Origin of the sequence: Chryseobacterium daecheongense (genome assembly GCF_003729955.1) — a bacterium.
In the GTDB taxonomy this organism is placed as follows: Bacteria; Bacteroidota; Bacteroidia; order Flavobacteriales; family Weeksellaceae; genus Chryseobacterium; species Chryseobacterium daecheongense.
On sequence record NZ_RJTX01000004.1, the window covers coordinates 929,596 to 952,546 of the forward strand.

The 22,951-nt window shown below is 35.5% G+C and carries 26 protein-coding genes; 3 read left to right on the forward strand and 23 right to left on the reverse strand.

What is annotated here, in order from left to right:
* Positions 1 to 7 precede the first annotated feature (7 nt).
* The gene (locus tag EGI05_RS17615; RefSeq protein WP_185144986.1) at positions 8 to 1,633 is read left to right on the forward strand and encodes a C45 family autoproteolytic acyltransferase/hydolase; all 1,626 of its coding nucleotides are present in this window, start codon (positions 8 to 10) and stop codon (positions 1,631 to 1,633) included.
* 8 nt (positions 1,634 to 1,641) lie between these two features.
* On the opposite strand, the gene EGI05_RS17620 is transcribed toward EGI05_RS17615, so the two are convergent.
* The 6 genes from EGI05_RS17620 to EGI05_RS17645 all read right to left on the reverse strand — a co-directional run bounded on the left by EGI05_RS17620 (position 1,642) and on the right by EGI05_RS17645 (position 4,920).
* Complete coding sequence (locus EGI05_RS17620; protein WP_123264320.1) at positions 1,642 to 2,004, reverse strand: thiol-disulfide oxidoreductase DCC family protein; 363 nt, start codon at positions 2,002 to 2,004, stop codon at positions 1,642 to 1,644.
* A gap of 1 nt (position 2,005) precedes the next feature.
* Positions 2,006 to 2,797: a GLPGLI family protein gene (locus tag EGI05_RS17625; protein WP_262694910.1), complete on the reverse strand. Its 792-nt coding sequence runs from the start codon at positions 2,795 to 2,797 to the stop codon at positions 2,006 to 2,008.
* A gap of 22 nt (positions 2,798 to 2,819) precedes the next feature.
* Positions 2,820 to 3,740, reverse strand: coding sequence for an HTTM domain-containing protein (locus tag EGI05_RS17630; RefSeq protein WP_123264322.1), 921 nt, complete (start codon positions 3,738 to 3,740; stop codon positions 2,820 to 2,822).
* Positions 3,737 to 4,264 carry a hypothetical protein gene (locus EGI05_RS17635; RefSeq protein ID WP_123264323.1) on the reverse strand — a complete coding sequence of 176 codons (528 nt, stop codon included), beginning with the start codon at positions 4,262 to 4,264 and terminating at the stop codon, positions 3,737 to 3,739. Before EGI05_RS17635 ends, EGI05_RS17630 begins: the two co-directional genes overlap by 4 nt.
* An 80-nt stretch (positions 4,265 to 4,344) precedes the next feature.
* Complete coding sequence (locus tag EGI05_RS17640) at positions 4,345 to 4,641, reverse strand: hypothetical protein (RefSeq protein WP_123264324.1); 297 nt, start codon at positions 4,639 to 4,641, stop codon at positions 4,345 to 4,347.
* A 93-nt stretch (positions 4,642 to 4,734) separates the two neighbouring features.
* Positions 4,735 to 4,920, reverse strand: a complete 186-nt coding sequence (locus tag EGI05_RS17645) for a hypothetical protein (protein ID WP_123264325.1) — start codon at positions 4,918 to 4,920, stop codon at positions 4,735 to 4,737.
* A gap of 272 nt (positions 4,921 to 5,192) precedes the next feature.
* On the opposite strand from EGI05_RS17645, the gene EGI05_RS17650 reads away from it, so the two are divergent.
* Positions 5,193 to 6,911 carry a response regulator gene (locus EGI05_RS17650; RefSeq protein WP_123264326.1) on the forward strand — a complete coding sequence of 573 codons (1,719 nt, stop codon included), beginning with the start codon at positions 5,193 to 5,195 and terminating at the stop codon, positions 6,909 to 6,911.
* Here EGI05_RS17650 and EGI05_RS17655 read toward each other — a convergent pair.
* The 16 genes from EGI05_RS17655 to EGI05_RS17730 all read right to left on the reverse strand — a co-directional run bounded on the left by EGI05_RS17655 (position 6,908) and on the right by EGI05_RS17730 (position 19,209).
* Positions 6,908 to 8,080, reverse strand: coding sequence for a DUF2062 domain-containing protein (locus tag EGI05_RS17655; RefSeq protein ID WP_123264327.1), 1,173 nt, complete (start codon positions 8,078 to 8,080; stop codon positions 6,908 to 6,910). The genes EGI05_RS17650 and EGI05_RS17655 overlap by 4 nt on opposite strands.
* A gap of 4 nt (positions 8,081 to 8,084) precedes the next feature.
* The gene (locus EGI05_RS17660) at positions 8,085 to 8,570 is read right to left on the reverse strand and encodes a hypothetical protein (protein WP_123264328.1); all 486 of its coding nucleotides are present in this window, start codon (positions 8,568 to 8,570) and stop codon (positions 8,085 to 8,087) included.
* A 5-nt stretch (positions 8,571 to 8,575) separates the two neighbouring features.
* Positions 8,576 to 8,947: a 3-hydroxyacyl-ACP dehydratase gene (locus tag EGI05_RS17665; RefSeq protein ID WP_123264329.1), complete on the reverse strand. Its 372-nt coding sequence runs from the start codon at positions 8,945 to 8,947 to the stop codon at positions 8,576 to 8,578.
* 3 nt (positions 8,948 to 8,950) lie between these two features.
* Complete coding sequence (locus EGI05_RS17670) at positions 8,951 to 9,586, reverse strand: hypothetical protein (RefSeq protein ID WP_123264330.1); 636 nt, start codon at positions 9,584 to 9,586, stop codon at positions 8,951 to 8,953.
* Positions 9,552 to 10,178, reverse strand: a complete 627-nt coding sequence (locus tag EGI05_RS17675) for a LolA family protein (RefSeq protein WP_123264331.1) — start codon at positions 10,176 to 10,178, stop codon at positions 9,552 to 9,554. Before EGI05_RS17675 ends, EGI05_RS17670 begins: the two co-directional genes overlap by 35 nt.
* Positions 10,171 to 10,926: a polysaccharide deacetylase family protein gene (locus EGI05_RS17680; RefSeq protein WP_123264332.1), complete on the reverse strand. Its 756-nt coding sequence runs from the start codon at positions 10,924 to 10,926 to the stop codon at positions 10,171 to 10,173. The genes EGI05_RS17675 and EGI05_RS17680 overlap by 8 nt, the downstream gene beginning before the upstream one ends.
* 118 nt (positions 10,927 to 11,044) lie before the next feature.
* Positions 11,045 to 12,106 (reverse strand): beta-ketoacyl synthase N-terminal-like domain-containing protein, encoded by a 1,062-nt coding sequence (locus tag EGI05_RS17685; protein WP_123264333.1) that lies wholly within the window; start codon positions 12,104 to 12,106, stop codon positions 11,045 to 11,047.
* Positions 12,103 to 13,302: a beta-ketoacyl-[acyl-carrier-protein] synthase family protein gene (locus EGI05_RS17690; protein ID WP_123264334.1), complete on the reverse strand. Its 1,200-nt coding sequence runs from the start codon at positions 13,300 to 13,302 to the stop codon at positions 12,103 to 12,105. Before EGI05_RS17690 ends, EGI05_RS17685 begins: the two co-directional genes overlap by 4 nt.
* A 73-nt stretch (positions 13,303 to 13,375) precedes the next feature.
* Positions 13,376 to 13,633 carry a phosphopantetheine-binding protein gene (locus EGI05_RS17695; protein WP_123264335.1) on the reverse strand — a complete coding sequence of 86 codons (258 nt, stop codon included), beginning with the start codon at positions 13,631 to 13,633 and terminating at the stop codon, positions 13,376 to 13,378.
* Positions 13,634 to 13,698: 65 nt separating this feature from the next.
* On the reverse strand, positions 13,699 to 14,241 hold the full coding sequence (locus tag EGI05_RS17700; RefSeq protein ID WP_123264413.1) for a beta-ketoacyl-[acyl-carrier-protein] synthase family protein: 543 nt from the start codon (positions 14,239 to 14,241) through the stop codon (positions 13,699 to 13,701).
* A gap of 8 nt (positions 14,242 to 14,249) precedes the next feature.
* Positions 14,250 to 15,383 carry a beta-ketoacyl synthase N-terminal-like domain-containing protein gene (locus EGI05_RS17705; RefSeq protein WP_123264336.1) on the reverse strand — a complete coding sequence of 378 codons (1,134 nt, stop codon included), beginning with the start codon at positions 15,381 to 15,383 and terminating at the stop codon, positions 14,250 to 14,252.
* Positions 15,380 to 15,808: an acyl-CoA thioesterase gene (locus EGI05_RS17710; protein ID WP_123264337.1), complete on the reverse strand. Its 429-nt coding sequence runs from the start codon at positions 15,806 to 15,808 to the stop codon at positions 15,380 to 15,382. Before EGI05_RS17710 ends, EGI05_RS17705 begins: the two co-directional genes overlap by 4 nt.
* On the reverse strand, positions 15,798 to 17,063 hold the full coding sequence (locus tag EGI05_RS17715; protein ID WP_123264338.1) for an ABC transporter permease: 1,266 nt from the start codon (positions 17,061 to 17,063) through the stop codon (positions 15,798 to 15,800). Before EGI05_RS17715 ends, EGI05_RS17710 begins: the two co-directional genes overlap by 11 nt.
* A complete protein-coding gene (locus EGI05_RS17720) occupies positions 17,053 to 17,808 on the reverse strand; it encodes an ABC transporter ATP-binding protein (RefSeq protein ID WP_123264339.1) in 756 nt (251 codons plus the stop codon). The genes EGI05_RS17715 and EGI05_RS17720 overlap by 11 nt, the downstream gene beginning before the upstream one ends.
* A 1-nt stretch (position 17,809) precedes the next feature.
* Positions 17,810 to 18,805 carry a BtrH N-terminal domain-containing protein gene (locus EGI05_RS17725; RefSeq protein WP_123264340.1) on the reverse strand — a complete coding sequence of 332 codons (996 nt, stop codon included), beginning with the start codon at positions 18,803 to 18,805 and terminating at the stop codon, positions 17,810 to 17,812.
* Complete coding sequence (locus EGI05_RS17730; protein ID WP_123264341.1) at positions 18,802 to 19,209, reverse strand: hypothetical protein; 408 nt, start codon at positions 19,207 to 19,209, stop codon at positions 18,802 to 18,804. The genes EGI05_RS17725 and EGI05_RS17730 overlap by 4 nt, the downstream gene beginning before the upstream one ends.
* A 258-nt stretch (positions 19,210 to 19,467) precedes the next feature.
* On the opposite strand from EGI05_RS17730, the gene EGI05_RS17735 reads away from it, so the two are divergent.
* Positions 19,468 to 22,380, forward strand: coding sequence for a M16 family metallopeptidase (locus EGI05_RS17735; protein WP_123264342.1), 2,913 nt, complete (start codon positions 19,468 to 19,470; stop codon positions 22,378 to 22,380).
* A 123-nt stretch (positions 22,381 to 22,503) separates the two neighbouring features.
* On the opposite strand, the gene EGI05_RS17740 is transcribed toward EGI05_RS17735, so the two are convergent.
* Positions 22,504 to 22,947: an ABC transporter permease gene (locus EGI05_RS17740; RefSeq protein ID WP_123264343.1), complete on the reverse strand. Its 444-nt coding sequence runs from the start codon at positions 22,945 to 22,947 to the stop codon at positions 22,504 to 22,506.
* Between the last annotated feature and the right edge of the window lie 4 nt (positions 22,948 to 22,951).

A 22,951-nucleotide genomic window follows, 5' to 3' on the forward strand; every position in this document is an offset into this window, starting at 1 on the left:
CACCCTTATCCTCACTTCCTGTGGTGTTTCAAAATCCATTCACCATCTTCCTGATATAAAGCGATACTCATTAGAAGTTCCGAAAATCAACAAGATTAATGATTCTACGTTCAGCTATAATCAAAATTATTTAACCAAGAATAAACAGCAGCTTTGGGAATTGTATATCAAGGGCAATCCGCTACAATTGGGTTATAACAATGGAGCTTTGACACAAGATCTCATGCGGCAACAGGAAGAGATCTTCTTTTCTAAAGTAGAAGGTTTTGTCCCGTCAAAATTTAAACAAAAATTGCTGAGAGGTTTTCTAAAATGGTATAACCGGAAAATGTATCTCAATGTAAGAGAAGATTACCAGGCTGAATTATACGGATTGTCCCAGTATTCATCGGAGAAATATGATTTTATTGCCCCTAAATATTTAAGAAGTTTGTATTTGCACGGCGCTCATGATATCGGACACGCTTTACAGGATTTGGCTATGGTGGGCTGTACTTCATTAGCTGTATGGAATGAAAATACGGAAGATGGAGATCTATTGATCGGAAGAAATTTCGATTTTTATGTCGGAGATGATTTTGCTAAAAATAAACTGGTTGAATTTGTAGAACCGGAGCAGGGAATCCCTTATATGTCCATAAGCTGGCCGGGAATGATCGGGGTCGTTTCCGGAATGAATAAAGAAGGTATTACCGTTACCATCAATGCCGGAAAATCAAAGATTCCATTAACGGCTAAAACACCAATTTCTTTAGTTACGAGGGAAATTTTACAATACGCTAAAAATATTGATGAAGCGATTGCCATTGCCAAAAAGAGGAAAGTTTTTGTTTCCGAGTCTATTCTGGTAGGAAGTGCGAATGATAAAAATGCGGTGATTATTGAAGTTTCTCCAAAGAATTTCGGAGTGTATAAAGTTCAGAATTCGAGCCGAGTATTTTGTACCAATCATTTCCAGTCTGAAGCTTATAAAAATGATAAAAGAAACCAGAAACATATTGTAGAAAGCCATTCCGAGTATCGCTATGAAAAACTTCAGGAGCTTTTGCAGGAAAACAAAAAACTGAATCCGGAGAAAATGGCGGCGATTTTAAGAAATAAATCAGGCTTAAAAGGAGAAAAAATAGGCTATGGAAATGAAAAAGCGATCAACCAGCTTTTAGCTCACCATGCGGTCATATTTTCACCACAGAAAAAACTGGTTTGGGTTTCCTCAAATCCCTATCAGCTCGGAGAATTTGTCTGCTATGATCTGAATGAGATTTTCTCAGGTAAAAGACTGAAAAGAGGCGAATTTGCAGCGTCACAATTCAATATTGCCAAAGATCCGTTTGCAGATTCTGAAGAATTTGTGAAGTATGAACAATACAAAATGATGAACACTGAAATGACTCATGCTATTGATAATAATGATCACATAGCTCTTACAGATGATTTCATCTCGTACTATCAATCCCTAAATCCTGATTTTTGGGTCGTGTATTATCAGACAGGAAAATACTATTATCAGTTAAAAGATTATCAAAAAGCAAAGGCCGAGTTTGAGAAAGCGTTAACGAAAGAAATTACAACACTTCCGGATAAAGAAAATGTTGAAAAGTATTTGAGGAAGACCGTGAAAAGACTGAAGTAGAAAAATATTTATGGTATTTGACAGCTATTCTCATCACAATGAATCGGAATAATCCTTCTCTTAAGTGCCAATTCTGAATATATAAATTGTCCTATCGTAGATATTTTCAATAGGTAAAGAAAAGGGATAAAGATCCAGCAAATAGGCAATTTCTTAAGAATGAGGTAAATAGATATAAAACCGTAGTGCCATTTTCCGTTATAGGAGGCCATTTGTTTCAAAGCCATTTTTCTGTCAAGCGATGGAAATTCATCGGTATAAAGAATATCTCTTAAGGGTTTTTCTTCAATACACGAAAACCAGTCAAGCTTTTTTACAATTTGTACAAACCTTGTACAGTTCGGACACCAGTTATCATAAAAAATCAGCATATCAATTGCAGGTTGCGGTTAATTCTATAGGATCTTCAAAAAACTTCATCGCGTCCCATTCTTTTTTATTAAAAGCATCTTTTACTTCACGGCTGTTGACGTCCTTTCCGTTGATCACATAAGTCGTTTTCTCCGTATTCAGGTTTTCAAGAACCATTGATGGCTGTTTTCGGTAACTATCCCAAAATTTCTCCCATTGTTTAGGAGATAGATTAGCGGCTTTGGAAGAGCCGAAATTACGGTGTTCAATATCATTACTTTCTTTTGTGATGGATTTTATTTCAAAAGAATAATTTTTCTCAGAATCCTGGATCTTAAGAATAAGTCCTGGAAGTCCGGAGAATTTATAAGGGCCGTCCATAATAGGAATCTCATTCGTGAACCAGGCGGTCCAATTTCTTCCTCCAAATTCACAGACAGCTTTTTGAGCTTTATATCCTAAAATGGTTTCTTTATCATTTGATTGTATTTTCCATTTTATAGGACAGCTATAGGTCACTGAAAACAGTTTAACGTAAGCCTTTTCTTCTACTGTTATTGTTTTATCCGCAGGATTTTTAATGATCAAAGGCCGAAATAAAGATTTTTTTTCATCAGACGGCAGCCGTAAAGGCCCCTGCCGGTTATTTTTAGCATAATCATTGATTACTTTTGTTTTTAAAGAATCCAGCCTGAAATTTTCATAAGACTCAAAAAAGGAAGGTTGATTATTCTCTCTCGTAATCAAAGCACAAAGCTCACTATTGTGTTCCGGGCTTTTTTTGTTTGATTTCCATTGAAAATCGTAAATCATTTTGTATGATTGTGCATAGGAACTAGTAAAGGCTACTAGCAGAAGGATGAGAATGAGAGGAAATGGTTTTATTTTCATGATAATAGTTAAAATAATATGATGTGAGGTTCCATACGATCATTATAGAAGAGAAAAAGAAGAGATTAAAGCTCAGAACAATGCCAAGATGCATTGAAACGGTAAGCAGAAGCCAAATCTTCCTCGTCTTATTTATATTAATAAAGATAGGATAAAAAAGTTCTATGATGATCACTCCCCATCCTAATATCATATAAAAAATGGGATTTTGTATATGATTTCCAATTTCTATAAAGCTGTAAAGGTTAGGGAGATGTACCGCTTTCCAAACGGATTCTCCGTTCCACCAATTGAATCCCAATATCTTATCCAGTCCTGAGAAAAAGTAAGCGAGGCACAAATGGATCTGTATTAATCTTTTGCACAATGTTAATGATTGCTTGCTTTCTGAAAATGTCGGAAATAATTTTTTCTGAAGAGAAAAATAAGAGCTTGAAGGAAAAATAACAATATAAAATAAAGACATACTGGTGAAAAAATCGGCGCCGTAGAAAAAAAGACTGCCGGATTTTATAAATGAAATTTGCAGAATGATAAGGATGATGGCGCTCAATCTGCTGAAAAATCCTGAGATAATCATTAAGCAAAGGAAAATATAGGAAAATTTAAAAAGTAAGATAGATTGATAATCATCTAAAAAATTATTGAAAAATGATAAGATACTTTCCACTGTCAATACATTATAAGTACCGTAAATAGTATGTAATTCTAAAGGAATGATGCTGTTTTGCGTATAAAGCAGGTCAAAATCCTTCCAAAAGGACAAAAAATGGATGAGTATGATAACTCCTATGGAAATTCTGAAAAATACAATGAAATCAGGGGTGAATGATTTTGAAAATATGCTGTTGGTTATAGTTTTCATTTTATTTCATCAATTTTTATTAAATGTTCTTTTTTGGTATTGAGTTCACCCAACTTGGGATATTCATATAAGTACACTGTGGTGGTAAACTTGGAATTATATTTCTTTTCAAACATTTTATTAATTCTTTTAAGGATAATTTTATTGGCAGCCATTTTATCCTCATTTTTTTTATTTCCAAAATTGTTAAAGAACACGTCGTTTGCACCCATGAACCTTGTTTTTCCTTCACTGGTCTGTAAAAGATCAGACGAGTTATAAACCTTATCCGAATTTTCACTGAAAATAATAAAGTTGCTGGAAACATTCGGTGCAAAAAAACCATATCCGGTATCAAAACCTGTATAGGTGAAAAATGAATTTCTATACACAGAGCTTTCATTGATTTTTTCTGCGAGCTCAGGTTGTTGATATTCATAGAATTCGCAAAAGCTGGAAACCGTTGTTATTATCCCTGTAATAAATACTTTAAGGATAACGATCGAAAATATGGCAATTTCTATTGTTCTGGGCTTGTGAGTCATGATTACGCTTGTTTTAATGCTATATCATAAAAACAGACAGGATGACAACATTGTTGTACATCCCGTCTTTAAGTGAAAAATTATTGATACTTTGCAATAATTTGTTTGATTTGAGCTACTGTTTGAGCATTGTCCGGGAAATCTCTGTACTTTGTTGTACACTCATTGCTCATAGCCTGATAATCACAAACTGACCAACCTACCATATGCTGAGCTAAGAAATCTAGATCAGCAGGTTTTACTGCTTGTGTATTAGTAAGAGTAACTCTTTGTCCTTCTATTTTGAAGATAGGATCTGCTTTTTTGCTGTTAGAGTTTGTGAAAGACATTAGGGAAATTGCTAAAATTCCAGCTGATGCAAAAAGAATTTTTTTCATGGTTTTAAAATTTTGAAATTAATTTTTGGTTGTTACACATTTATTAAGATTCATCTTTACTGTATTGCGCACTACAAATCGGATGAATGATAATCACTTTTTTTGTTTCCATTGCTGCCCATCCTTTACAGGTGGATCAGTAGGGGTGATGTTTTGGTCTATGGTATCATTTTTAGAAGCCTCGGCATTATTTTTATCAGCCTGCACTACCTCTTCTATGGTTGATTCGGTTATGCTGTCCTCTTGCCTGCAGGAATGCAAGGCTAAAATAAAGACCATTATGATAATGGTTATAGGTAGATAGTTTTTCATGGTTTTATGATTTAAGTTGTTGTGGTAGAGCTTGTTTCCGAATTGGAAGTTAGAACAAGAAAACCGGGATGAAAAACCATATTTGTCGCTATTGGGAAATTAGGACGTTCTAATTTGCGAATTAAGACGGGTAAAATTTTTTTTAATCTCCCATGAATATTGAGATAATAAAAATTATTCTACAAAGAGTGATATTTTAATGTTTTTCTTTATTTTTATATAAAAACTAATACCATTTTATGATTGCCAAAAGAACTACATTTTTGTTGTTTCTTTTAATATTTTTCAATTTTTTGTACTCTCAGCAGAGAAAAGCTAAAAGTTTTGAAGATATTAGAAAGGAATATGAACAGTATGAAGAGAATGACATTAATGCTTTTCAATACGTTGATCAGTATATTAGTAAAGCAAAAAAAGAAAAGAACTATTCTAAGCTTGTGCAGGGCTATAAAGACGGGGTCTTTTATTCTTCCTCCAATGAAAACAAATTAGCCTACGCAGATAGTACAATAGGGGCTGCTAACTTATCAGAAGATAATGAATTGATAAGTATGGCCTATCTGGGAAAGGGAATTGTTTATTATTTTAATTACAAAAGGTATCAATTGGCTCTCAATGAATATCTCCAGGCATATCAATATTCTAAAACCATAAAAGATGAATATCTCAAACACAAGATTATCTACCATTTAGGAGTAGTAAAAAGCTATCTGGGATATTATGAGGATGCCCTCATTCATTTTAAAGAATGTGCAGATTACTTTTCTTCCGAGATTAGAGAAAAAAAGCTGCATCCGAATATGGTTTTTAATAATAAGAAAGGCTATTTCAATAGCCTGCATCAAATGGTGGAGTGTTATTTGGATCTCAATGATTATAGAAAATCAGATTCTTTGATCGATATCGGATTAAAAAATACGGTGGGAATCAAGGATTTTAGCCAGGAAGAGAGCTATTTTCTCAAATGCAAAGGGATATCCTGTTATTATAAGAAAGAATATAAAAATGCGATACGATTTTTAAATCAATCACTTCCCCGAATGCTTAAGAACAATAATTTTGCCTGGGCTTCCGTCAATTATTTTTATATAGGAAAAAGTTATCAAGGATTGGAAAATGAAGAAATGGCTATCGGAAACTTTAAAAAAGTGGACTCCATCTTTCAAAAATATCACTTCATTCATCCTGAAATAAGGAAAAACTATGAAGCGTTGGTTAGCTATTATAAAAAGCAGCGGGATGTAGGTCAGGAATTGTATTATACCAAACAGCTTTTAAAAGCAGACAGTATTATTACGCAGGATTTCAGTTATTTATCATCAAAAATCCATAAAGAATATGACACTGGGGTACTCTATGATGAGAAAAAGAAATTGGAGAGGCAAACCTTGTGGAGTACTAATATTATATACGGACTCATTGCATTAATGATTGTATTAATGATACTCCTGATCATAAAATACAGCAGAGAGAGAAATATTCATAGAAAATATATCCTCCTGGAAGAAAAGATCAGGAAAAACCAAATGGACAATAGAGGCGCCATTACTGAAGGCGAATTCCAGTTTCCAAAAGAAAGGAAATCTAAAATTGATGATGATAAAGTTCAGAATATCCTTGAAAAACTGGAACAATTTGAAGAAAAGAAACAGTTTAATCAAAAGGGGCTTACCCTTACGAAACTGGCTCTGAAGCTGGGAACCAATGCCAATTACCTTTCACAGGTAATTAATGAATATAAAGGATCGAATTTCAATAAATATCTTGGAGAGCTCAGGATCAATTACATCACCCAGCAGATTTATAATAACAAAACCTATCTTAATTATACCATTGAAAGTTATGCTGAAGAATGTGGGATTGCATCAAGACAGAATTTTTCCGATCTGTTCTACGAGATCAATGGAGTACGCCCAAAAGATTTTATTAAGAATAGAAAACGTGAGCTGGATAATTAATTATTCTCCGGATTTAATTTATGCAAAAGCAGGTAGGTAGCAATCCCTGAAAGTGTAGCCATAGTGGTAGCCAGAATCGCACTGCCGATCACATATTGGAGCAAATTATTCTTGACAAGATCGAAATTCAGCTCCTGAGTCAGAATATTACTGTCTCCGTGAACGAACGGTGCTCCTAGAAATAAGGAAGCAGCAATGACAAATGGGATAAACGGAGGCAGGCTGATATTTGATGCCACAAAAGCCAATACCTTGTTCAATTTAAAAAGAACCGCTAATGAAATAACCAATAAGGTATGAAGCCCCCAAAACGGAGATAAGCCGATAAAAATACCCAACGCAACGGAAAATGCTTTGGTACGGTTGCTTCCGTCACTTTCCAGCACATCTTCCTTTATGAATTTTTTAAAGCTTTTTTTTTTGAAATTATTCACGAAATTTCTCGGAATAATGTAAAATAAAGTGATAATAACTAGAATAGTATTCAAAATACTGATCCTCGTAAAATCTTTGAAAGGCCTGAAATGAGAAACCCTTTCCGCCGGATCATATAATACCTTCACCGGAACATTTTTCACGGGGACATGTCTCCATGCCGTTCTCACAATGATTTCGATCTCAAATTCAAACTTTGGGGTGAAATACTTCTTCGGAATTTTATGTAAAGGATATAAACGGTATCCGGATTGTGTATCTTCCAGCTTTATCCCGGTTTCAAACCAAAACCAGAAGTTGGAAAACCTGTTTCCGAAACTGCTTTTTTTAGGAATTCCGTCTTGAGACATATTCCGGTTTCCTATTAGCAGAACATCTTCTTTTTCCTGTAGCAAAGCTTCCACAAAAACAGGAATATCATCCGGATAATGTTGTCCATCGGAATCGATAGTGATCGCATAATCAAAGCCTGATTTTTTGGCTTTTCTGAATCCTGTTTTAAGTCCGTTTCCTTTTCCTTTGTTCTCAGGTAAAGAAATAGTCGTAATCTGTGGATAAGTACTCAGAATTTGTGCAGTAGAATCTGTAGAACCATCGTTAATCACAATGATATTTTCGGTATAATCCAGAACACCGTCTATTACTCTTTTCAGAGTTTTTTCATTGTTGTAAGTAGGTATTAAAACACATATTTTCTTTTCAGAAATGGCGTTTCGTACTTCAGGGATGGTCATTGTTTTATTTTAATAAAGCTCTGTCTGCAGGAGTAAATGTTTTAGATTGTGAAGCAAATCTTTTAATATAATTTTTCAGACCTGCATTCTGCTTACTATAATTGTTGATCAAAAAGGTTTTGTCATCTTTTAAGCTTCCGCGGTATCCTACAATTTTAGGAAGATTTTCCTGAACACTTAATCGGATCAGCCGTAATTCCGCATTATTCGGATTACTTTTGATAACATTTTCAAGGGTTGTAGCCCCGGATTTGATGAATGATTTTCTCTTATTCTTTTCCGTAGTGATCCTGGCTTCCATGATCTTGGCAGCTGCTTTATATCCTGTAGTGATCACATCCGAGGAAGACTGCTTTTCCGCAAGATTGATAAAACTTTGCGTATTGGCATTGGACTGGCTTGCTTTAGCATAGCTATTTCTTAATGCTTCTATATCTGCGGATTGGAAAAACAGCAGTAATCCGGCAAATAAAGATAAGAGAAGTTTCATAATGTCTATTTATTATAGTTTACTGACATTTTTAATGCAATAGTCTCGCCAAAAGACGTTGTATTTTTTACTTTAATTTCCCCTTCACTTTCGGTAATATCCAGCTGAAGCTTTAGTTCAGGCGTCTCAACCGGGTTAATAATCGCCATGAATTTTACATTCGAAGCAGATTTTAAGAATAATTTTGAACCGGTGAACTCTTCTGTAAGCTCTTTTACGATCTGCATCATACAAACTCCCGGAGTCACAGGATTTCCAGGAAAATGTCCTTTGAAAATATCATGATCTTTATTCAGTATGATATTCGCAGTGATGCTTCCGTTCTCTGCCTTTTCATGGGATTGTAATGTATAAAAATCTGTAAGGATACTTTTCATCAGTTATTCGGTTTCTGTTATTTGAACAAGTTTAATATTGATCTTAAAATCTTTATGCTGAAGATGGATACTATCCGCGAAGATATGTTTTTTTGCCTCAAAAGTAAAATCGATTTTTTCCTTATTGTTTTTCGTGTAAATGATGGTATTTAGCAAACCGTTTTCTTTGTTGAAGAACAGATAATATGTCTTTTTATCTTCTTTTGAAAGGTAAATATTGGACTGGGTATTTTCAAAGGTTTCATTTACCGGATATTGCCTTTTCAAAAGTTGCTGGAAATCATTTCTCAGGAAATTGATGATGATCTTTTTATCCAGATCGGGAATTACGTAATTAACCTTGAAATCAACATCTGAAATCTCAAAATCGATCAGTTTGTTTCCGAAATCAGAAGTCAAAGCAACACGGTGAGTCGTTTCATTCAGTTTTTTGATGATCAGAATGCCGCTTACGTGATTTTTATAAATATCGATCTGACATTTATAGACATAATCTTCCGGGGAAGAAAAGTACAGGTTTTCAACTGTTTTTTCAGAACCGGAAACAGGCTTTGCATCAGTAAGCTCAAATGTTTTGCACGAAATCAGCATCAGCAAAACACCGCTATAAAGAAAATTCTGAAGCAGCGATCGGCGCATTGATCTTGGTGTTTTTGAAAACAATATTCGTAGTATCTCCCGAAGCTTCCAGCATATTTACCTGCGAAACTGTAGATTGATTTTTAGGAAAATACAATTCTATTTGCTTAATGTATTTTAATAATTGAGAAGATTTCGGAGTGAATTTGGCAATGTTGAAATTTCCATTCTTAAAATACGTTACCGTAAATTCAGGATCATTAAACATCTTTCCGTTGGAACTTCCTACAATTAACTTATTGATCTTCTCAAAAGTTTTGCTTTTGGCATCCACTGAAGATTTTTTTCCCTGGTCATTGATGAAAATTTTATTGTCTTTAAAAACAATGCTGTATTGATAAGGCTTTGTATATTTCCAGCTTAACATATTCGGGGATTTTAAAGACATTTTGCCATACGTCACAATATTTTTATCCAAAAAATCCATCTTTTTGGTTTGGGTAAAATCACTCTGCAATGTTTTGATCTGTTGTGTGCCAGAAGAAACCTGGGTGACAAATGCTTTAGCTTCCGTTCCTGTCATTGCCGTATTTTGACCCAAAAACAGGCTTGAAATCAATAAAAATGCTCCAAAAGCAATATTTTTAACCATTATTCTTTGATTTTATCATTGAATCCACCGTAAAAGTGGAATATTTTTTCTCCTTCAAAAATAGCAATAAATTGACCAAAACATGATACGTCTTCTCTGATGTGTCATGTAGGAGAATAATACTGCCTTTTCTTAAACCTTTGGTAACTCTAGTATAAATTTTCTTTTCGTTATCAGTAATCGTATCTAAAGAACGCACATTCCAGCCGATACTTTTTTTGTGGGTTCTTTTGATGGCTTTGGCAATATTAGGATTGGTAACTCCGAAAGGAGGACGATATAAATCTGTTTTGATATTTCCGGTTTTAGCCATTACCTCATCACATTTTTCAATCTCTTCAATCATTTTTGAAGTAGACAGGAATCCCGTTGAATTAGAATGGGTTAAGGTATGATTTCCAACAGTATGACCTTCTGCGATGATCCTTTGAAAAGTTTCAGGATATTTTTCAATCTGTTTTCCAATACAGAAGAAAGTGGCTTTTATATTATTTTCTTTTAAAATATCTAAAAACTTCGGCGTGAATTCTGTAGGACCATCATCAAAAGTAAGGGCAACTTCTTTAATCCTTGTCCTTTTATGAGTAATACTATTGACAAAGTAGCCCAGTTGAATCTCGAAAGAACCCCAAACAACTACAGCAGAAAAAGCCAGAAAACACAACAAATACACCCAAAAACTTCCCTGAAACGCATAAATAAATACGTTACAGAAAAGATAAAACAGGATGAATGGATAATGCTTCATGTTTTGGAATGTTTACGGCTCTCTAATAATTTAAATATTATAATTGAAATCCTTTCATCAGAATACAAACGTGATTCACTCACGGCTTAACGATTTCACGGTTTTGCTTTCTCACCAATCAAGCTCTTTCCAATAACATTAAGCTATGATCATTTCCCGATAAGTGATTATAAAGAAGAACATTTTTAATGCCATCTTTCTTTATTGAATTGATCATCATCACTTCCGGAATTTGCTGATCCTTTAAAATATGACAAGCCATAAATGTTGAAAAACCACTTGCCGTATTGAATTCACCACTCAAATGTTTATAATATAACAAAGCTGAAGTAGAAAATAGATCCATGGCTTTGGTATAATAAACATCGGATTTTGCATCTCCGCTGAAACCAAGGATCACGGCATCAATATCATTACCTGTAAGATTATTTTTAGCTAAAAAATTTCCAATAAAGTTTTGAGTTTCATCCAGCTTTAATTTATTAGTGATCAGGATGTCTTTAAGCTGAGCATAAGAATTTTCCTTTTTTTCCTTGCCTAAAACAAAGAAACTTGAACCTTCTCCCCAAATAACACCATCTGTTGTTGAGCTTAGATAATCAAAAGGTAGGTTTTCCGATTTTTTAATCGTGTTATTCAATTGATAGAGTTCCATTGTTCTGTCAGTCTGCTCATCTGTAGAGCCTACAAGAACATTTTCTGCCTCTCCGTCATTGATCTGAAGTTTTGCATCAAGAAATGAAAACTCCAGAGATGAAGAAGTATTTACGTATGTGAAATTATACGCATGACACTGCAGACCTAAAGCAATTTGCCCCGCAACCGTATTATGGGTGGATTGAATAAAAAAAGTGGGTGTTAAGAACTCTTCCTGATTATCAATCACATTTTTCAAAAATTTTTCGGAATCCTGGGAACACCCCATTCCTGTTCCCACAATAATGGCATCAGGTTGCTCAATTCCTGCTTCTTTCAAAGCATAATGAGAAGCTACGGAACTCATCTTTACCGTTTTAGACATTCTTCTGATCATTGCAGCAGGAATGAAATCTTTGTAATTGGGTTCAATAGCTTTGATCACCTGAGTAGAATTTTCAGGAGTAAGATGTTGAAAGAAATTTTCATTTAAAGTATCCTGAACTGAAATGCAGGAAGCACTGTTGATGTATACTGCACTCATGATTTAGAGAAAATTAAAGTTGAACAATTTCCACCAAACCCGAATGAATTGGAAAGCACATGATTGATGCTTTTCTCTTTCAATTCCGTTACAGGAACCAAATCAAACTCTTCCATCTTTGTTTTGAAATTCAAGTTCGGGAAAATGAGATTGTGTTGCATCGTCAAAATGGAAAAAACGGCTTCAATTCCGGCAGCAGCGGCTAAAGTATGTCCTGTAAATGCTTTTGTAGAACTGAATTCAGGGACATTATTCTCCCCAAAAATCCTGATCATCGCAATTCCTTCCGATAAATCATTATTAGGAGTTGCTGTTCCGTGAACATTAATATAATCAATATCTTCTTTTTGAAGCCCGGAAACTTTTAAAGCCTGCTGCATCGCTAGGTAAGCGCCTTGTCCATTCTCTGAAGAAGCTGTTTGATGATGGGCATCATTAGCATTTCCATAACCTGAAAGGTAGGCCAGGACTTTTTTGTTTTCCTTTTTCACCACTTCGTCAGATTCAAGCACTAAAAATGCAGCCGCTTCTCCTAAATTCAACCCCTTCCTGTTATTATCAAAAGGAGTATTATAAGAATCAGTAAGGATCATCAAGGTATTGAATCCATTCAAAGTAAATTTGGAAAGAGAATCTGTTCCGCCAACAATCACTCTGTCTAAAACTCCATTTTTAATAAGCTTTGCACCCATCATAATGGCATTGGCAGCAGATGAGCAGGCGGTACTGATGGTAGAAACCATTCCTTTCAGTCCTAAGTAATCTGCAATGGTCAGTGAGGAGTTTCCGGCGTCATGGGCATCAATGTATTTTTGTTTTTCGGGGAAATTTTCGTAAGAGTAGAAGTATTTTTCAGTGATATCCATTCCGCCTACACTGGTAGAAGAGATCAACCCCGTTTTGTATTGGTTGATATCTGAAATTCCCGCACTTTTTACAGCTTCTTGGGCGGCAATCATTCCCAATAAAGAAGTTCTTGTTACATTGTTGTCTTCAGGAAGTTGAAGCTTCTGTACCAGCTCTTCATTAGATAATTTTATCTCACCTGTTTTTATCGCTCCGACGTGGCGTGTTTCAAACAATTCAATATCTGAAATCCCATGCTTGCCGGATTGAAGTGATATAAGATTTTCCTCCACATTGTTTCCAATGGAAGAAATGATGCCCATTCCCGTTATGGCAATTTGATGACCCATGGTTTATATATAATGCAGCAATGTATCAATCTGGCAATTCGTAAACTGATACATTGTTACACCGTTACATTAATTATTTTGTTCTGTTTTCTTCGATGAATTTGGCCATAGTATCAATAGACTGGAAGATTTCTTTTCCTTTTTTAGGATCGGCCAATTTAATTCCATAATCTTTATCAAGAAGCACGATCAATTCCAAAGCATCAATAGAATCCAATCCTAATCCACCTCCGAATAACGGATCAGAATCTTTGATCTCCTCCACGGAAACGTCTTCAAGATTTAATACTTCGATAATTTTGTGCTTCAATTCTATTTTTAAGTTTTCCATAATTTAATTTGTAAAATGTCATTCTGAGTGGAGTCGAAGAATCCGGCCAAAATAACCAATGATTTTTATAAGGTTAACAAATATACGAAAGCTTTATAACTTTCCTGATAGAGTTCCACCCAGCCGCATAATACTTTCTCTGCCTTGCCTGCCTGCAAAATCTGGTGGGAATATTCATTTAAAAAATTTTCATCAAAATCCTCCAAAACAAAAAAAGCATTCTCTGTCTGCATCTGATGTTTGATACTGATCTCACCTACACAGATATTGGGTAGAGTATACACAAAAACAGCTGGACTCGGAAAATAATTTTCCTGAGAATTAATGCTTTCCTGATACTTATAATCGGTATCCAAACTGGATGATTTGTTCGCAAAAACCAATGCCGTTCTGCTGTTATCTTTGTCTTTCAAAAGAGTTTCGGCAGCTAGGAAAGCCAATTTGCTCAGGTTATCCATTTTATGAAACTTCGGATAGCTGATCTCTAAACTTTTATAAGCTTCTTTGGCAAATTCTGAGAAGGTTGTGCCCTGGTTTTCAAAAATAACATTTCCATTAACGGTTATTGTTGAATGTTCTATGGTGCAAGTGTCTGTTTTCTTCATCATTTTTCCGATTAACATTTTTCTAAAACAATGGCAGCATTACACCCACCAAATCCTGATGCGGTCTTCAAAATATAATTGATCTCCGCAGGTTGGTTTTCTTTAATGATATGTAAAGATTGGGAAGTTCCCGGTTCTTCAAAATTCTTGGAGGGAATTAAGGTATTGTGTAAAGCACTTTCCATAGAAATAATACTTTCGAGCAACCCCGATGCTCCTAAACAATGTCCGTAAAAGCCTTTCATGCTATTTAAGGGAACATGTTGCAATTCCATTCTGTTGAAAGCAATGGCTTCCATTTCGTCGTTATATAAAGTAGCTGTTCCATGTGCAGATATGAAATCAATCTGTTCCGCTAAAACTTTTGCTTCTGTCATTGCATTTCTGATACTCGCATACAATCCGTCTCCTGTTCGGGAAGGCCCTGAAATGTGATTGGCATCATTGATGGCAGAGTCTCCTAAGACTTTAAACCTAAACTTTTCGTTTTCGGTAGGCGCAGAGGTTACATAAGCCGCCGCCGTTGCTTCGCCAATGTTAATTCCGTCTCTGCTTTTATCGTATGGTTTGCAAGGCGTAGTTCCAATAGCCTGGAAAGAATTGAAACCTGAGATCACAAATTCTGAAATCTCATCTCCGGCAACTACAAATGCGTCTTTATATTTTCCAGCCTGGATCATATTCTTGGCAACAGCAATCGCCATTACTCCGGAAACACAGGCGTTGGAAACCACAATAGGTTTTGTGGTAAATCCAAAGAAATCAGCAATCTTTTGTGCTAGGTTAGAAAGATAAACATCTTCGGGTAAAGCAGATTGATTTTTCAGTAAACTGATGTTTCCTTTGGTTGTAGATAGAATAAAGGCCGTTTCGTCTGTGATGTTATGCTTTTCTATCAAAGGCTTTAAACACAACAGGAACATTTTTTCTAATCGGGTAAAATCCTGATCGCTGAAATTTTTGTTGGACTCTTCTTCCAGTTCTTCAGAATTAATCATGGAGGCATAAAACGCCTCCTGATTTTCCATGATCTTATGTAAAGCGACTCCGGATTGACCTCGTAACAAAGCCTCCCAATTGGAAGCAACGTTCATTCCTAAAGGAGTTACGCAATTATAGTCTGTAATATAAATTTCCTTCCTCATGATAATCCCATTTTATCTTTCCAGTTCTGAAAAAATTCAGGGTTGTACAAGCATAAATTTCCTTCCGAGTCTAAGAATACCTGAATAGTCTCTCCACTACAAACCAGCTTATCTTCCTGATTGAAAAGCTCATATCTGTAAATAAGCTTTGCGGAATTAGAGTTTACGAAAGTGGTTACAATCCTGAAAGTTTCCCCATATTTTAAAGGGAGAAAATGTTCGCAGGTACTTTTTACAATAGGTGTTACATAGCCTGCTTTCTGAATATCAAGATAGGTCAATCCGTGCTGTCTTCCGAAAGCTTCTCTTCCATCCTCGAAGTATACAATATAATGCCCGTGCCAGACAATTCCTAATGGGTCTGTCTCATTGAAGCGTACTCTTACTTCCTCCGTACATCGCAATATGTTTTCTTTAGACTGCATTCTTCTTTCTTTCGTAAAAAATAGAAATAGTTACCATGGCAAGGTAAAACAAAAATAATAAAGCTAATTCTTTTGCAATATTTCCGATCCCGCTGTTTCTTAAAATAATGTCATAGTAAGCATTTAATCCCCAATTCATGGGAGAGAATTTAGCTATATGCTGCATAAACTCAGGCATCAGGAAAACAGGAACCCAAATTCCCCCGACAGCAGCCAAAACCACTACTGAAGTGGCACCAAAAGGGGCAGACTGTTCCTGAGTATCGGCAATAGTTCCCAGTAAAACTCCGAAACCTATCGCAGCCAATCCTGCAAACAGTGTTACAGTGAGCAACTGGAACATTTTTCCTGAAACATCAAATGCAGGCAGATCCATATAAGGAAAAAGGTAAATTCCTACGGCAACCATCAACAAAAACTGGATGATGCATATAATAAGGTAGGTAAAGGTTTTTCCTAAAATATGAATGAAATACGGAGTAGGGCTTACTCTGACTCTTACACTGGTTCCCTGGCTTTTTTCCTTCACTAAATTGATGGAAAGCGGAACAACAATGAAGAAGATGGCAAATAATGTCCATGCAGGAACGTTGTGCTGAACGGAATTCGGAAGGATTTCTGCATCCCCTTTTTTAGGTGTGATCTCCTTAAAACTGATCAGGTTTTTATTTTCTTCAAGATTTTCAGTAGTTCCGAGCTGATCCTGAAAAGCCTTATAAATTTTTTTATTCTCAATTTCAAAAACCATTTTATTGACAGAATTCATCACTGAGTTCTTGAAACCTGCATTGGTCGCAGGATCAAAATATAAATGAATGTCTTTGGCTTTTGAAGCCGCTTTTGGAGCAGCTGCAGAATCGGTTTCCAATCCGAATGAGCTTACTATTTTCTCTACTTTGGCTTCTATATTGGAATTCAGGTCTTTTGTGAGGTTTTCCGGAATAACGATCGCCATTTGATATTCTCCTGAAAAAACTGCATTTTGAGCTGATTTTTCATTGAAGTTGGTCAATAACTGGAAGGTTTTACTGTTTTCCAGCTCTTTTTTGATGTTTTTTGAAACTTCGGATTTATCATTATCAATAAAAATAATCGGGATTTTTGATCCTTCAAGATTTTTAAAGGTAGAGTCCTGGATTAACGTAATGGTTACGATCAAAAGCAAAGGCATTACGAAAATGATGACAATTCCGCCAATATCTCTTTTCAGCAAAAGAATTTCCTTGATAAAGCTTCTCCACAATTTATACAACATCTCTCAATTCTTTTCCGGTTAATGATATGAATACATCTTCAAGGTTTTCTGCATTGGCAATTTGGGCCACAAGTTCTTCAGGGGTTCCAACCGCATGGATTTTCCCTTTGTCAATAATTGCAATTTTAGTACAGAATTCTTCCGCTTCCGAAAGGTGATGGGAAGTGTAAATGATGCATGTTCCGTTATTATTCAGTTCTTTTAAATAATCAATGATCACTTTTTTGGATTGCACATCAACTCCAACAGTGGGCTCATCCAAGAAGAGAACCTTCGGATTGTGAAGTGTTCCTGCAATGAGGTTGCAACGGCGCTTCATTCCTCCTGAAAACTGATCCACTTTTTTATCTGCAAACTTCGATAATCCCATGATTTCTAAAGACTCATCAATGGTTTTATGCAGGTTTTTATGTTGTAAGCCATATAAACTTCCGAAAAACATAAGATTTTCTTTTGCCGTAAGAGTGGGGTAAAGAGCATATTCCTGTGGGACAATGCCGATGATCTGCTTTATTTTGGAGCTGTGTTTCTGAGGAGATAATCCATTGATCTTAAACTGCCCCGAAGTAGGTTTGATCAACCCCGAAAGCATCGAAATCAATGTGGTTTTCCCTGCTCCGTTAGGCCCAAGAATTCCGTAGATCTCATTTTTGTCAATGTTCAAAGAAATATCGTTTACAGAAAACTCATCTGAATTTTTGTATTTCTTGTATAAATTTTTGATCTCAATAATATTCTCAGCCATTTCAGATCGCTTTTCTCAATTTTTTATAGAAGGCTTCTTCCAGATCAGCAATATGAAGCATAGATTTTGAAAGCTGGTTGTAAATATCACTTTTTGAATTTCTATTCTTATAAACCCTTGCAATATCTATGGCAAAATCTCTCCAAAGGTCACCGATCATGGTAATCTCTTTTGAAAGTTCCTTCAATTGTTCATTCTTAAGAATTTCAGCGGCCTCCTGTAAAAATGCACCATAAATAAATCTGAATCCACCACCTCCGGTTCCGATTTCCTCCTGCATTCTGATCAGCTGTCCTAAATAATGATTGGTTACTTTGGTACCTTTTTTTTCGGCCCATTTCGGGATGCTTTTTGCGACCCATCTCATGGCTTTTACTCCGATAAGAGGAACGGGAGCCAGCATGTTTTTGCAGGTATCCTTAATTCCTTGTTTGATAGCTTCTTCTAAATTTACCGATTCGGGAACATAAATTGGATAGTACATATGCCCTTTTGGAGGGAGGGCACCTTTAGCATACCTTACTTTTTCCAGCTCTTCTTCAGAAAGAGAAGTTACGTAATCCATTACCGGATCACTAATGAGAAATTTTCCATTTTCTTTTCCGTACACCACAAGATTATGGGCATTGAAATGAAATTTATATTCTTCAGGAAAGTAAGTAAGGTTAAAAACACCTACCTGTAATCCTGTCGGGATATTATTTTCCAGGTTTTTTTCTAAAGCTGTCTGTGCTTCTTTGGGATTGGAGAATTTTTGTCTTTTGATCTTAATTCCCAATCTTTTGGCTGCTTTACTGAAAATAGCACCCGGCATAGGTCGGTAGCTGAAACCCGGAGCAAAATTCACTTTTAAAAAGGGTAGATATACAAAGAATAATCCGGAACCGATCCCGAAGATCATAGGTTCACTTAGTTTTAGTCCTTTATATAATAATAAGTTGGAGGCAACACCATTTTCGCAATGCGCGGTCTGGTGATGTTCAAAATTCAATTTCATTTTTTTCCGTCAAAATTTTTTAATTCATCCACTGAAATGCCAAAAGCATTGGCATATTTTTTCAGTACATTTTCACTTAGTGTTTTAAATACTTTTGGTTTTGTATGTCTTTTGACACGCCACTGCCACATTCCTACATAGGCGGCAAGTACACTTAAGTCCATTTTATTCAGCTCCATAAAGTAAATAACAGGACTTACTTTATTATTGGCAACATTTTCCCTGGCTTCTTCAATTCTTTCCTGAATAAGCTCCATTGATTCTTCCAAAGCTGCTTTTTTAGCTTCCCAACCAATGCTGTTTGCCGTAGTATAGTTATCATTTTCATCAGTCACATACAACACTTCGGTCATATTTGCTGATTTCAGATTACTTTCGTCTTGAGGAAGGTCCTGTTTTTTCATCTAAAAAAGATATTAATATAGACTTCAGATTTTTAATGATTGTTTAATCAGTTGGCTAAAATAGTGAAAATACATTATATGTTTATCATATTAAATCTGGCTAAAGTTTTTCTGGGAAATATGGATTATATGTTGCTAATTTTCAGATATTTTAGGTTGAAAGTGTAAAAATGTTTCACTTTTTATCTTCCTGTGTAACAACTGGATCATTTAATAAGACTAATGTTCTTTAAAGAAATTTGGTTAAACAATATTACTATGAAGAAATTTTTTATTTCTGTATCATTATTCTGTATGATCAGTGCGATGGCACAGAAATTTGATACTCAAAAGGTTACAGATAACCAAGGGTATACTTATGAAACCGTGAAAAATGATAAGTCCGGTGTAAGAGTATACACCTTAAAGAACGGATTGAAGGTATACCTTGCCAAAAACGATGATGCTCCAAGAATTCAGACGTATATTCCGGTAAGAACAGGATCTAATAATGACCCAAGTGACAATACGGGTTTGGCGCATTACCTGGAGCATATGGTTTTCAAAGGAACTTCTCATTTGGGAACTCAGGATTGGGCAAAAGAGAAGGTTTTACTTCAGCAGATCTCTGATCTTTATGAGCAGCACAAAGCTGAAAAAGATCCTGCCAAGAAAAAAGAGCTTTACAAAAAGATAGATGAAGTTTCTCAGGAAGCATCCAAATATGCTATTGCAAACGAATATGATAAGGCGATCTCTTCATTAGGAGCTACAGGTACTAACGCGCATACTTCACTGGACGAAACAGTTTACAAGAATAATATTCCGTCCAATGAATTGGAAAAATGGCTAAAAGTTGAGAAGGAACGTTTTTCCGAATTGGTTTTGCGTCTTTTCCATACGGAACTTGAAGCGGTTTACGAAGAATACAACAGAGCTCAGGATAATGACGGGCGCTTAGTGAATTACGCGCTAATGGAAGCTCTTTTCCCAAAACATCCGAACGGGCAACAAACAACCATCGGAACTTCGGAACATTTGAAAAGCCCTTCAATGGTGGCTATTCATAAATATTTTGATACATATTATGTTCCTAACAATATGGCAGTAGTTTTAGTTGGGGATCTTGATTATGATAAAACCATCAAATTGGTTGACCAATATTTCGGAAGCTTCAAATACAAAGAATTGCCAATGAAAAAAATGGTAACGGAGGCTCCAATGACCAGTATCGTGACCAGAACTGTGAAAAGCCCTACAACGCCAAGAATGACTATAGCCTGGAGAACAGATTCTTACGGAACACAAGAGGCAAGATTGGCAGATATGATTGCAGATATATTAAGCAATAGAGGAGATGCGGGATTAATTGACCTTAATATCAATCAAAAGCAAAAAACGTTAGGAGCAGGAGCATATGAATCTCCATTCAAAATGTATGGATATTTCGGACTTGTGGTTACTCCAAAAGAGGGGCAAAGCTTTGATGAGGCTAAAAAATTATTATTAGATCAGCTGGAGCTGGTAAAGAAAGGCCAATTCCCAGATTGGATGCTGAAAGCGATCATCAATGACAAAAAAGTTCAGAGAATGAAAAGCTGGGAAACAGCAGACGGTTTGGCAACGAATCTATATGATGTTTATATCAACGAAAGAACTTGGGAACAAGAGCTTGATGAGATCAATCAATATGAAAAAATCACCAAAGCAGATATCGTAAAATTTGCCAATGAATTTTTCAAAGATAATTATGTGGTAGTGTATAAGGAAAAAGGAGTGAATGATAAGCTTGTTCGTGTAGAAAACCCGGGAATTACCCCGATTAAGCTGAACAGAGAAGCGCAGTCTCCTTTCCTGAAGGATATCTTAGCAACAAAAGCAACAGAAATTAAACCTGAATTTATTGATTATAAAGAAGCGATCCAGACCTCTCAGATCAAGGACAAGAAAATAAGCTTTGTGAAGAATAAATACAACGATATTGCTCAGGTAAATTATATTTTCCCTTTCGGAACAGATAATGATAAGGAATTGTCTCTTGCTGTTTCTGTACTGGAATATCTTGGAACAGATAAATATACACCGGAGCAGTTGAAAGAGGAGTTCTATAAATTAGGAATTTCAAACAGTTTCAGAACCTCCAATGATCAAACGGTTATCACATTGAGCGGACTTGAAAGCAATATGCAGAAAGGTGTTGAGTTGATGAACCACTGGCTGACTAATGTAAAAGCGGATAAAGCCATCTATGATCAGACTGTAAAAGCTATTTTGGAATCCAGAGCTGTTGCTAAAAAAGATAAGAACAGAATCATGGCTGCTCTTAACAATTATGCAAAGTATGGGAAAGATTCCAGAATGACGGATATTATTTCTAAAGAGCGTCTTCAAAGTATTGATGTGAATGAGCTGATGAAAAAAGTAAAAACCATCAATCAGTATCCATACGAAGTTTTCCTTTACGGACAAGAACAGAAAACTCTTGAAAAGGCAGTGAAGCCGTATATTGTCAATACAAGTCTTCAACCTGCGAAAGCTAAGGAATATCCTGAGCCTGCAACAGAAGGAAAAGTATATTTCACCAACTATGACATGGTTCAGATGGAAATGTCTAAAGTGGCAAAAGGAAATACCGTAAACCTTGGAAACTTTGGGAAAGCTAATGTTTTCAATGAATACTTCGGACGCGGATTGTCTTCTATTGTTTTCCAGGAAATCAGAGAGAGTAAATCTTTAGCATATTCTGCTTATGTTTCTTATGCCAATGCTTCGGAAAAGAATCACCCGAATTATGTAACAAATTATATCGGAACGCAGGCAAACAAGCTTCCTTTGGCAGTGAATGCAATGAATGATCTGATGGTACAATTACCACAAATCCCTGCACAATTTGAAAATGCAAGAGGTTCTGCTTTGAAACAGATTGCATCTAACAGAATCAACAGAACAAATATTTTCTTTAACCAGTTAGCACTTAAAAAATTGGGGGTTGATTATGATATCAGAAAAGATATTTATGCTGAAATTCAAGGATTGACGTTGCCACAGCTTACGAACTTCTATAATACAGAAGTGAAGCCTGTACAATATAATACATCCATTATCGGGAAAAGAGAAAACCTGAATATGGAATCCATCAATAAAATGGGAGAATTTAAAGAGGTAAGCCTTGAAGAGATCTTCGGATACTAAATTATATTGAAATCAAAAGGAGGGAGTGAGGTGTAATGCCTCACTTTTTTTATTGAATAGTGTGGATTTAAAAATAAAAAAAGCTGTACGAAAGTACAGCTTTGATATAGAGTGTTTAGTCTTTTATGATTTTACTTCCTGAATAAACAGGTTGATTTCTGCCCTAATCAACAATTCATCATTATGAAAAGTCTCACAGAAAATGTGACAGATGTTTTCATATTGCGAGATCAGTGACGCTTTTGAAATGATTTTATCTCCTACTTTCGGTAAAGAAAAGATCTCTATCTTTTTAATATTGGTAATAAAACCAATCACTTTTGTATCAGCATTCGGATTTTCAAAGAAACTTTGCCCGAGAATGGAAGAGCAGGTTTGAGCCATATTTTCGATCAATCCTGATTCTGCAAATTCATTGTTATGGACAAAAATATTGTCTTCAGTAATCATAAAGGAAGTCATCACATTTTCCTTGGTGAGTTCCAGGATATAATCCACCATCAGCATCGGTTCACGATGAGGGAGATAGTTATGTATATTGATGATATTGTCTTCCTTAATTTCCATTACA

Bases quoted from the DNA above. Each gene is read 5' to 3' on its own strand.
- EGI05_RS17620 (WP_123264320.1), bottom strand. From the start codon at position 2,004: ATGCTGATTTTTTATGATAACTGGTGTCCGAACTGTACAAGGTTTGTA.
- EGI05_RS17625 (WP_262694910.1), bottom strand. From the start codon at position 2,797: ATGATTTACGATTTTCAATGGAAATCAAACAAAAAAAGCCCGGAACAC.
- EGI05_RS17630 (WP_123264322.1), bottom strand. From the start codon at position 3,740: ATGAAAACTATAACCAACAGCATATTTTCAAAATCATTCACCCCTGAT.
- EGI05_RS17635 (WP_123264323.1), bottom strand. From the start codon at position 4,264: ATGACTCACAAGCCCAGAACAATAGAAATTGCCATATTTTCGATCGTT.
- EGI05_RS17640 (WP_123264324.1), bottom strand. From the start codon at position 4,641: ATGAAAAAAATTCTTTTTGCATCAGCTGGAATTTTAGCAATTTCCCTA.
- EGI05_RS17645 (WP_123264325.1), bottom strand. From the start codon at position 4,920: ATGGTCTTTATTTTAGCCTTGCATTCCTGCAGGCAAGAGGACAGCATA.
- EGI05_RS17650 (WP_123264326.1), top strand. From the start codon at position 5,193: ATGATTGCCAAAAGAACTACATTTTTGTTGTTTCTTTTAATATTTTTC.
- EGI05_RS17655 (WP_123264327.1), bottom strand. From the start codon at position 8,080: ATGACCATCCCTGAAGTACGAAACGCCATTTCTGAAAAGAAAATATGT.
- EGI05_RS17660 (WP_123264328.1), bottom strand. From the start codon at position 8,570: ATGAAACTTCTCTTATCTTTATTTGCCGGATTACTGCTGTTTTTCCAA.
- EGI05_RS17665 (WP_123264329.1), bottom strand. From the start codon at position 8,947: ATGAAAAGTATCCTTACAGATTTTTATACATTACAATCCCATGAAAAG.
- EGI05_RS17670 (WP_123264330.1), bottom strand. From the start codon at position 9,586: ATGCGCCGATCGCTGCTTCAGAATTTTCTTTATAGCGGTGTTTTGCTG.
- EGI05_RS17675 (WP_123264331.1), bottom strand. From the start codon at position 10,178: ATGGTTAAAAATATTGCTTTTGGAGCATTTTTATTGATTTCAAGCCTG.
- EGI05_RS17680 (WP_123264332.1), bottom strand. From the start codon at position 10,926: ATGAAGCATTATCCATTCATCCTGTTTTATCTTTTCTGTAACGTATTT.
- EGI05_RS17685 (WP_123264333.1), bottom strand. From the start codon at position 12,106: ATGAGTGCAGTATACATCAACAGTGCTTCCTGCATTTCAGTTCAGGAT.
- EGI05_RS17690 (WP_123264334.1), bottom strand. From the start codon at position 13,302: ATGGGTCATCAAATTGCCATAACGGGAATGGGCATCATTTCTTCCATT.
- EGI05_RS17695 (WP_123264335.1), bottom strand. From the start codon at position 13,633: ATGGAAAACTTAAAAATAGAATTGAAGCACAAAATTATCGAAGTATTA.
- EGI05_RS17700 (WP_123264413.1), bottom strand. From the start codon at position 14,241: ATGATGAAGAAAACAGACACTTGCACCATAGAACATTCAACAATAACC.
- EGI05_RS17705 (WP_123264336.1), bottom strand. From the start codon at position 15,383: ATGAGGAAGGAAATTTATATTACAGACTATAATTGCGTAACTCCTTTA.
- EGI05_RS17710 (WP_123264337.1), bottom strand. From the start codon at position 15,808: ATGCAGTCTAAAGAAAACATATTGCGATGTACGGAGGAAGTAAGAGTA.
- EGI05_RS17715 (WP_123264338.1), bottom strand. From the start codon at position 17,063: ATGTTGTATAAATTGTGGAGAAGCTTTATCAAGGAAATTCTTTTGCTG.
- EGI05_RS17720 (WP_123264339.1), bottom strand. From the start codon at position 17,808: ATGGCTGAGAATATTATTGAGATCAAAAATTTATACAAGAAATACAAA.
- EGI05_RS17725 (WP_123264340.1), bottom strand. From the start codon at position 18,805: ATGAAATTGAATTTTGAACATCACCAGACCGCGCATTGCGAAAATGGT.
- EGI05_RS17730 (WP_123264341.1), bottom strand. From the start codon at position 19,209: ATGAAAAAACAGGACCTTCCTCAAGACGAAAGTAATCTGAAATCAGCA.
- EGI05_RS17735 (WP_123264342.1), top strand. From the start codon at position 19,468: ATGAAGAAATTTTTTATTTCTGTATCATTATTCTGTATGATCAGTGCG.
- EGI05_RS17740 (WP_123264343.1), bottom strand. From the start codon at position 22,947: ATGGAAATTAAGGAAGACAATATCATCAATATACATAACTATCTCCCT.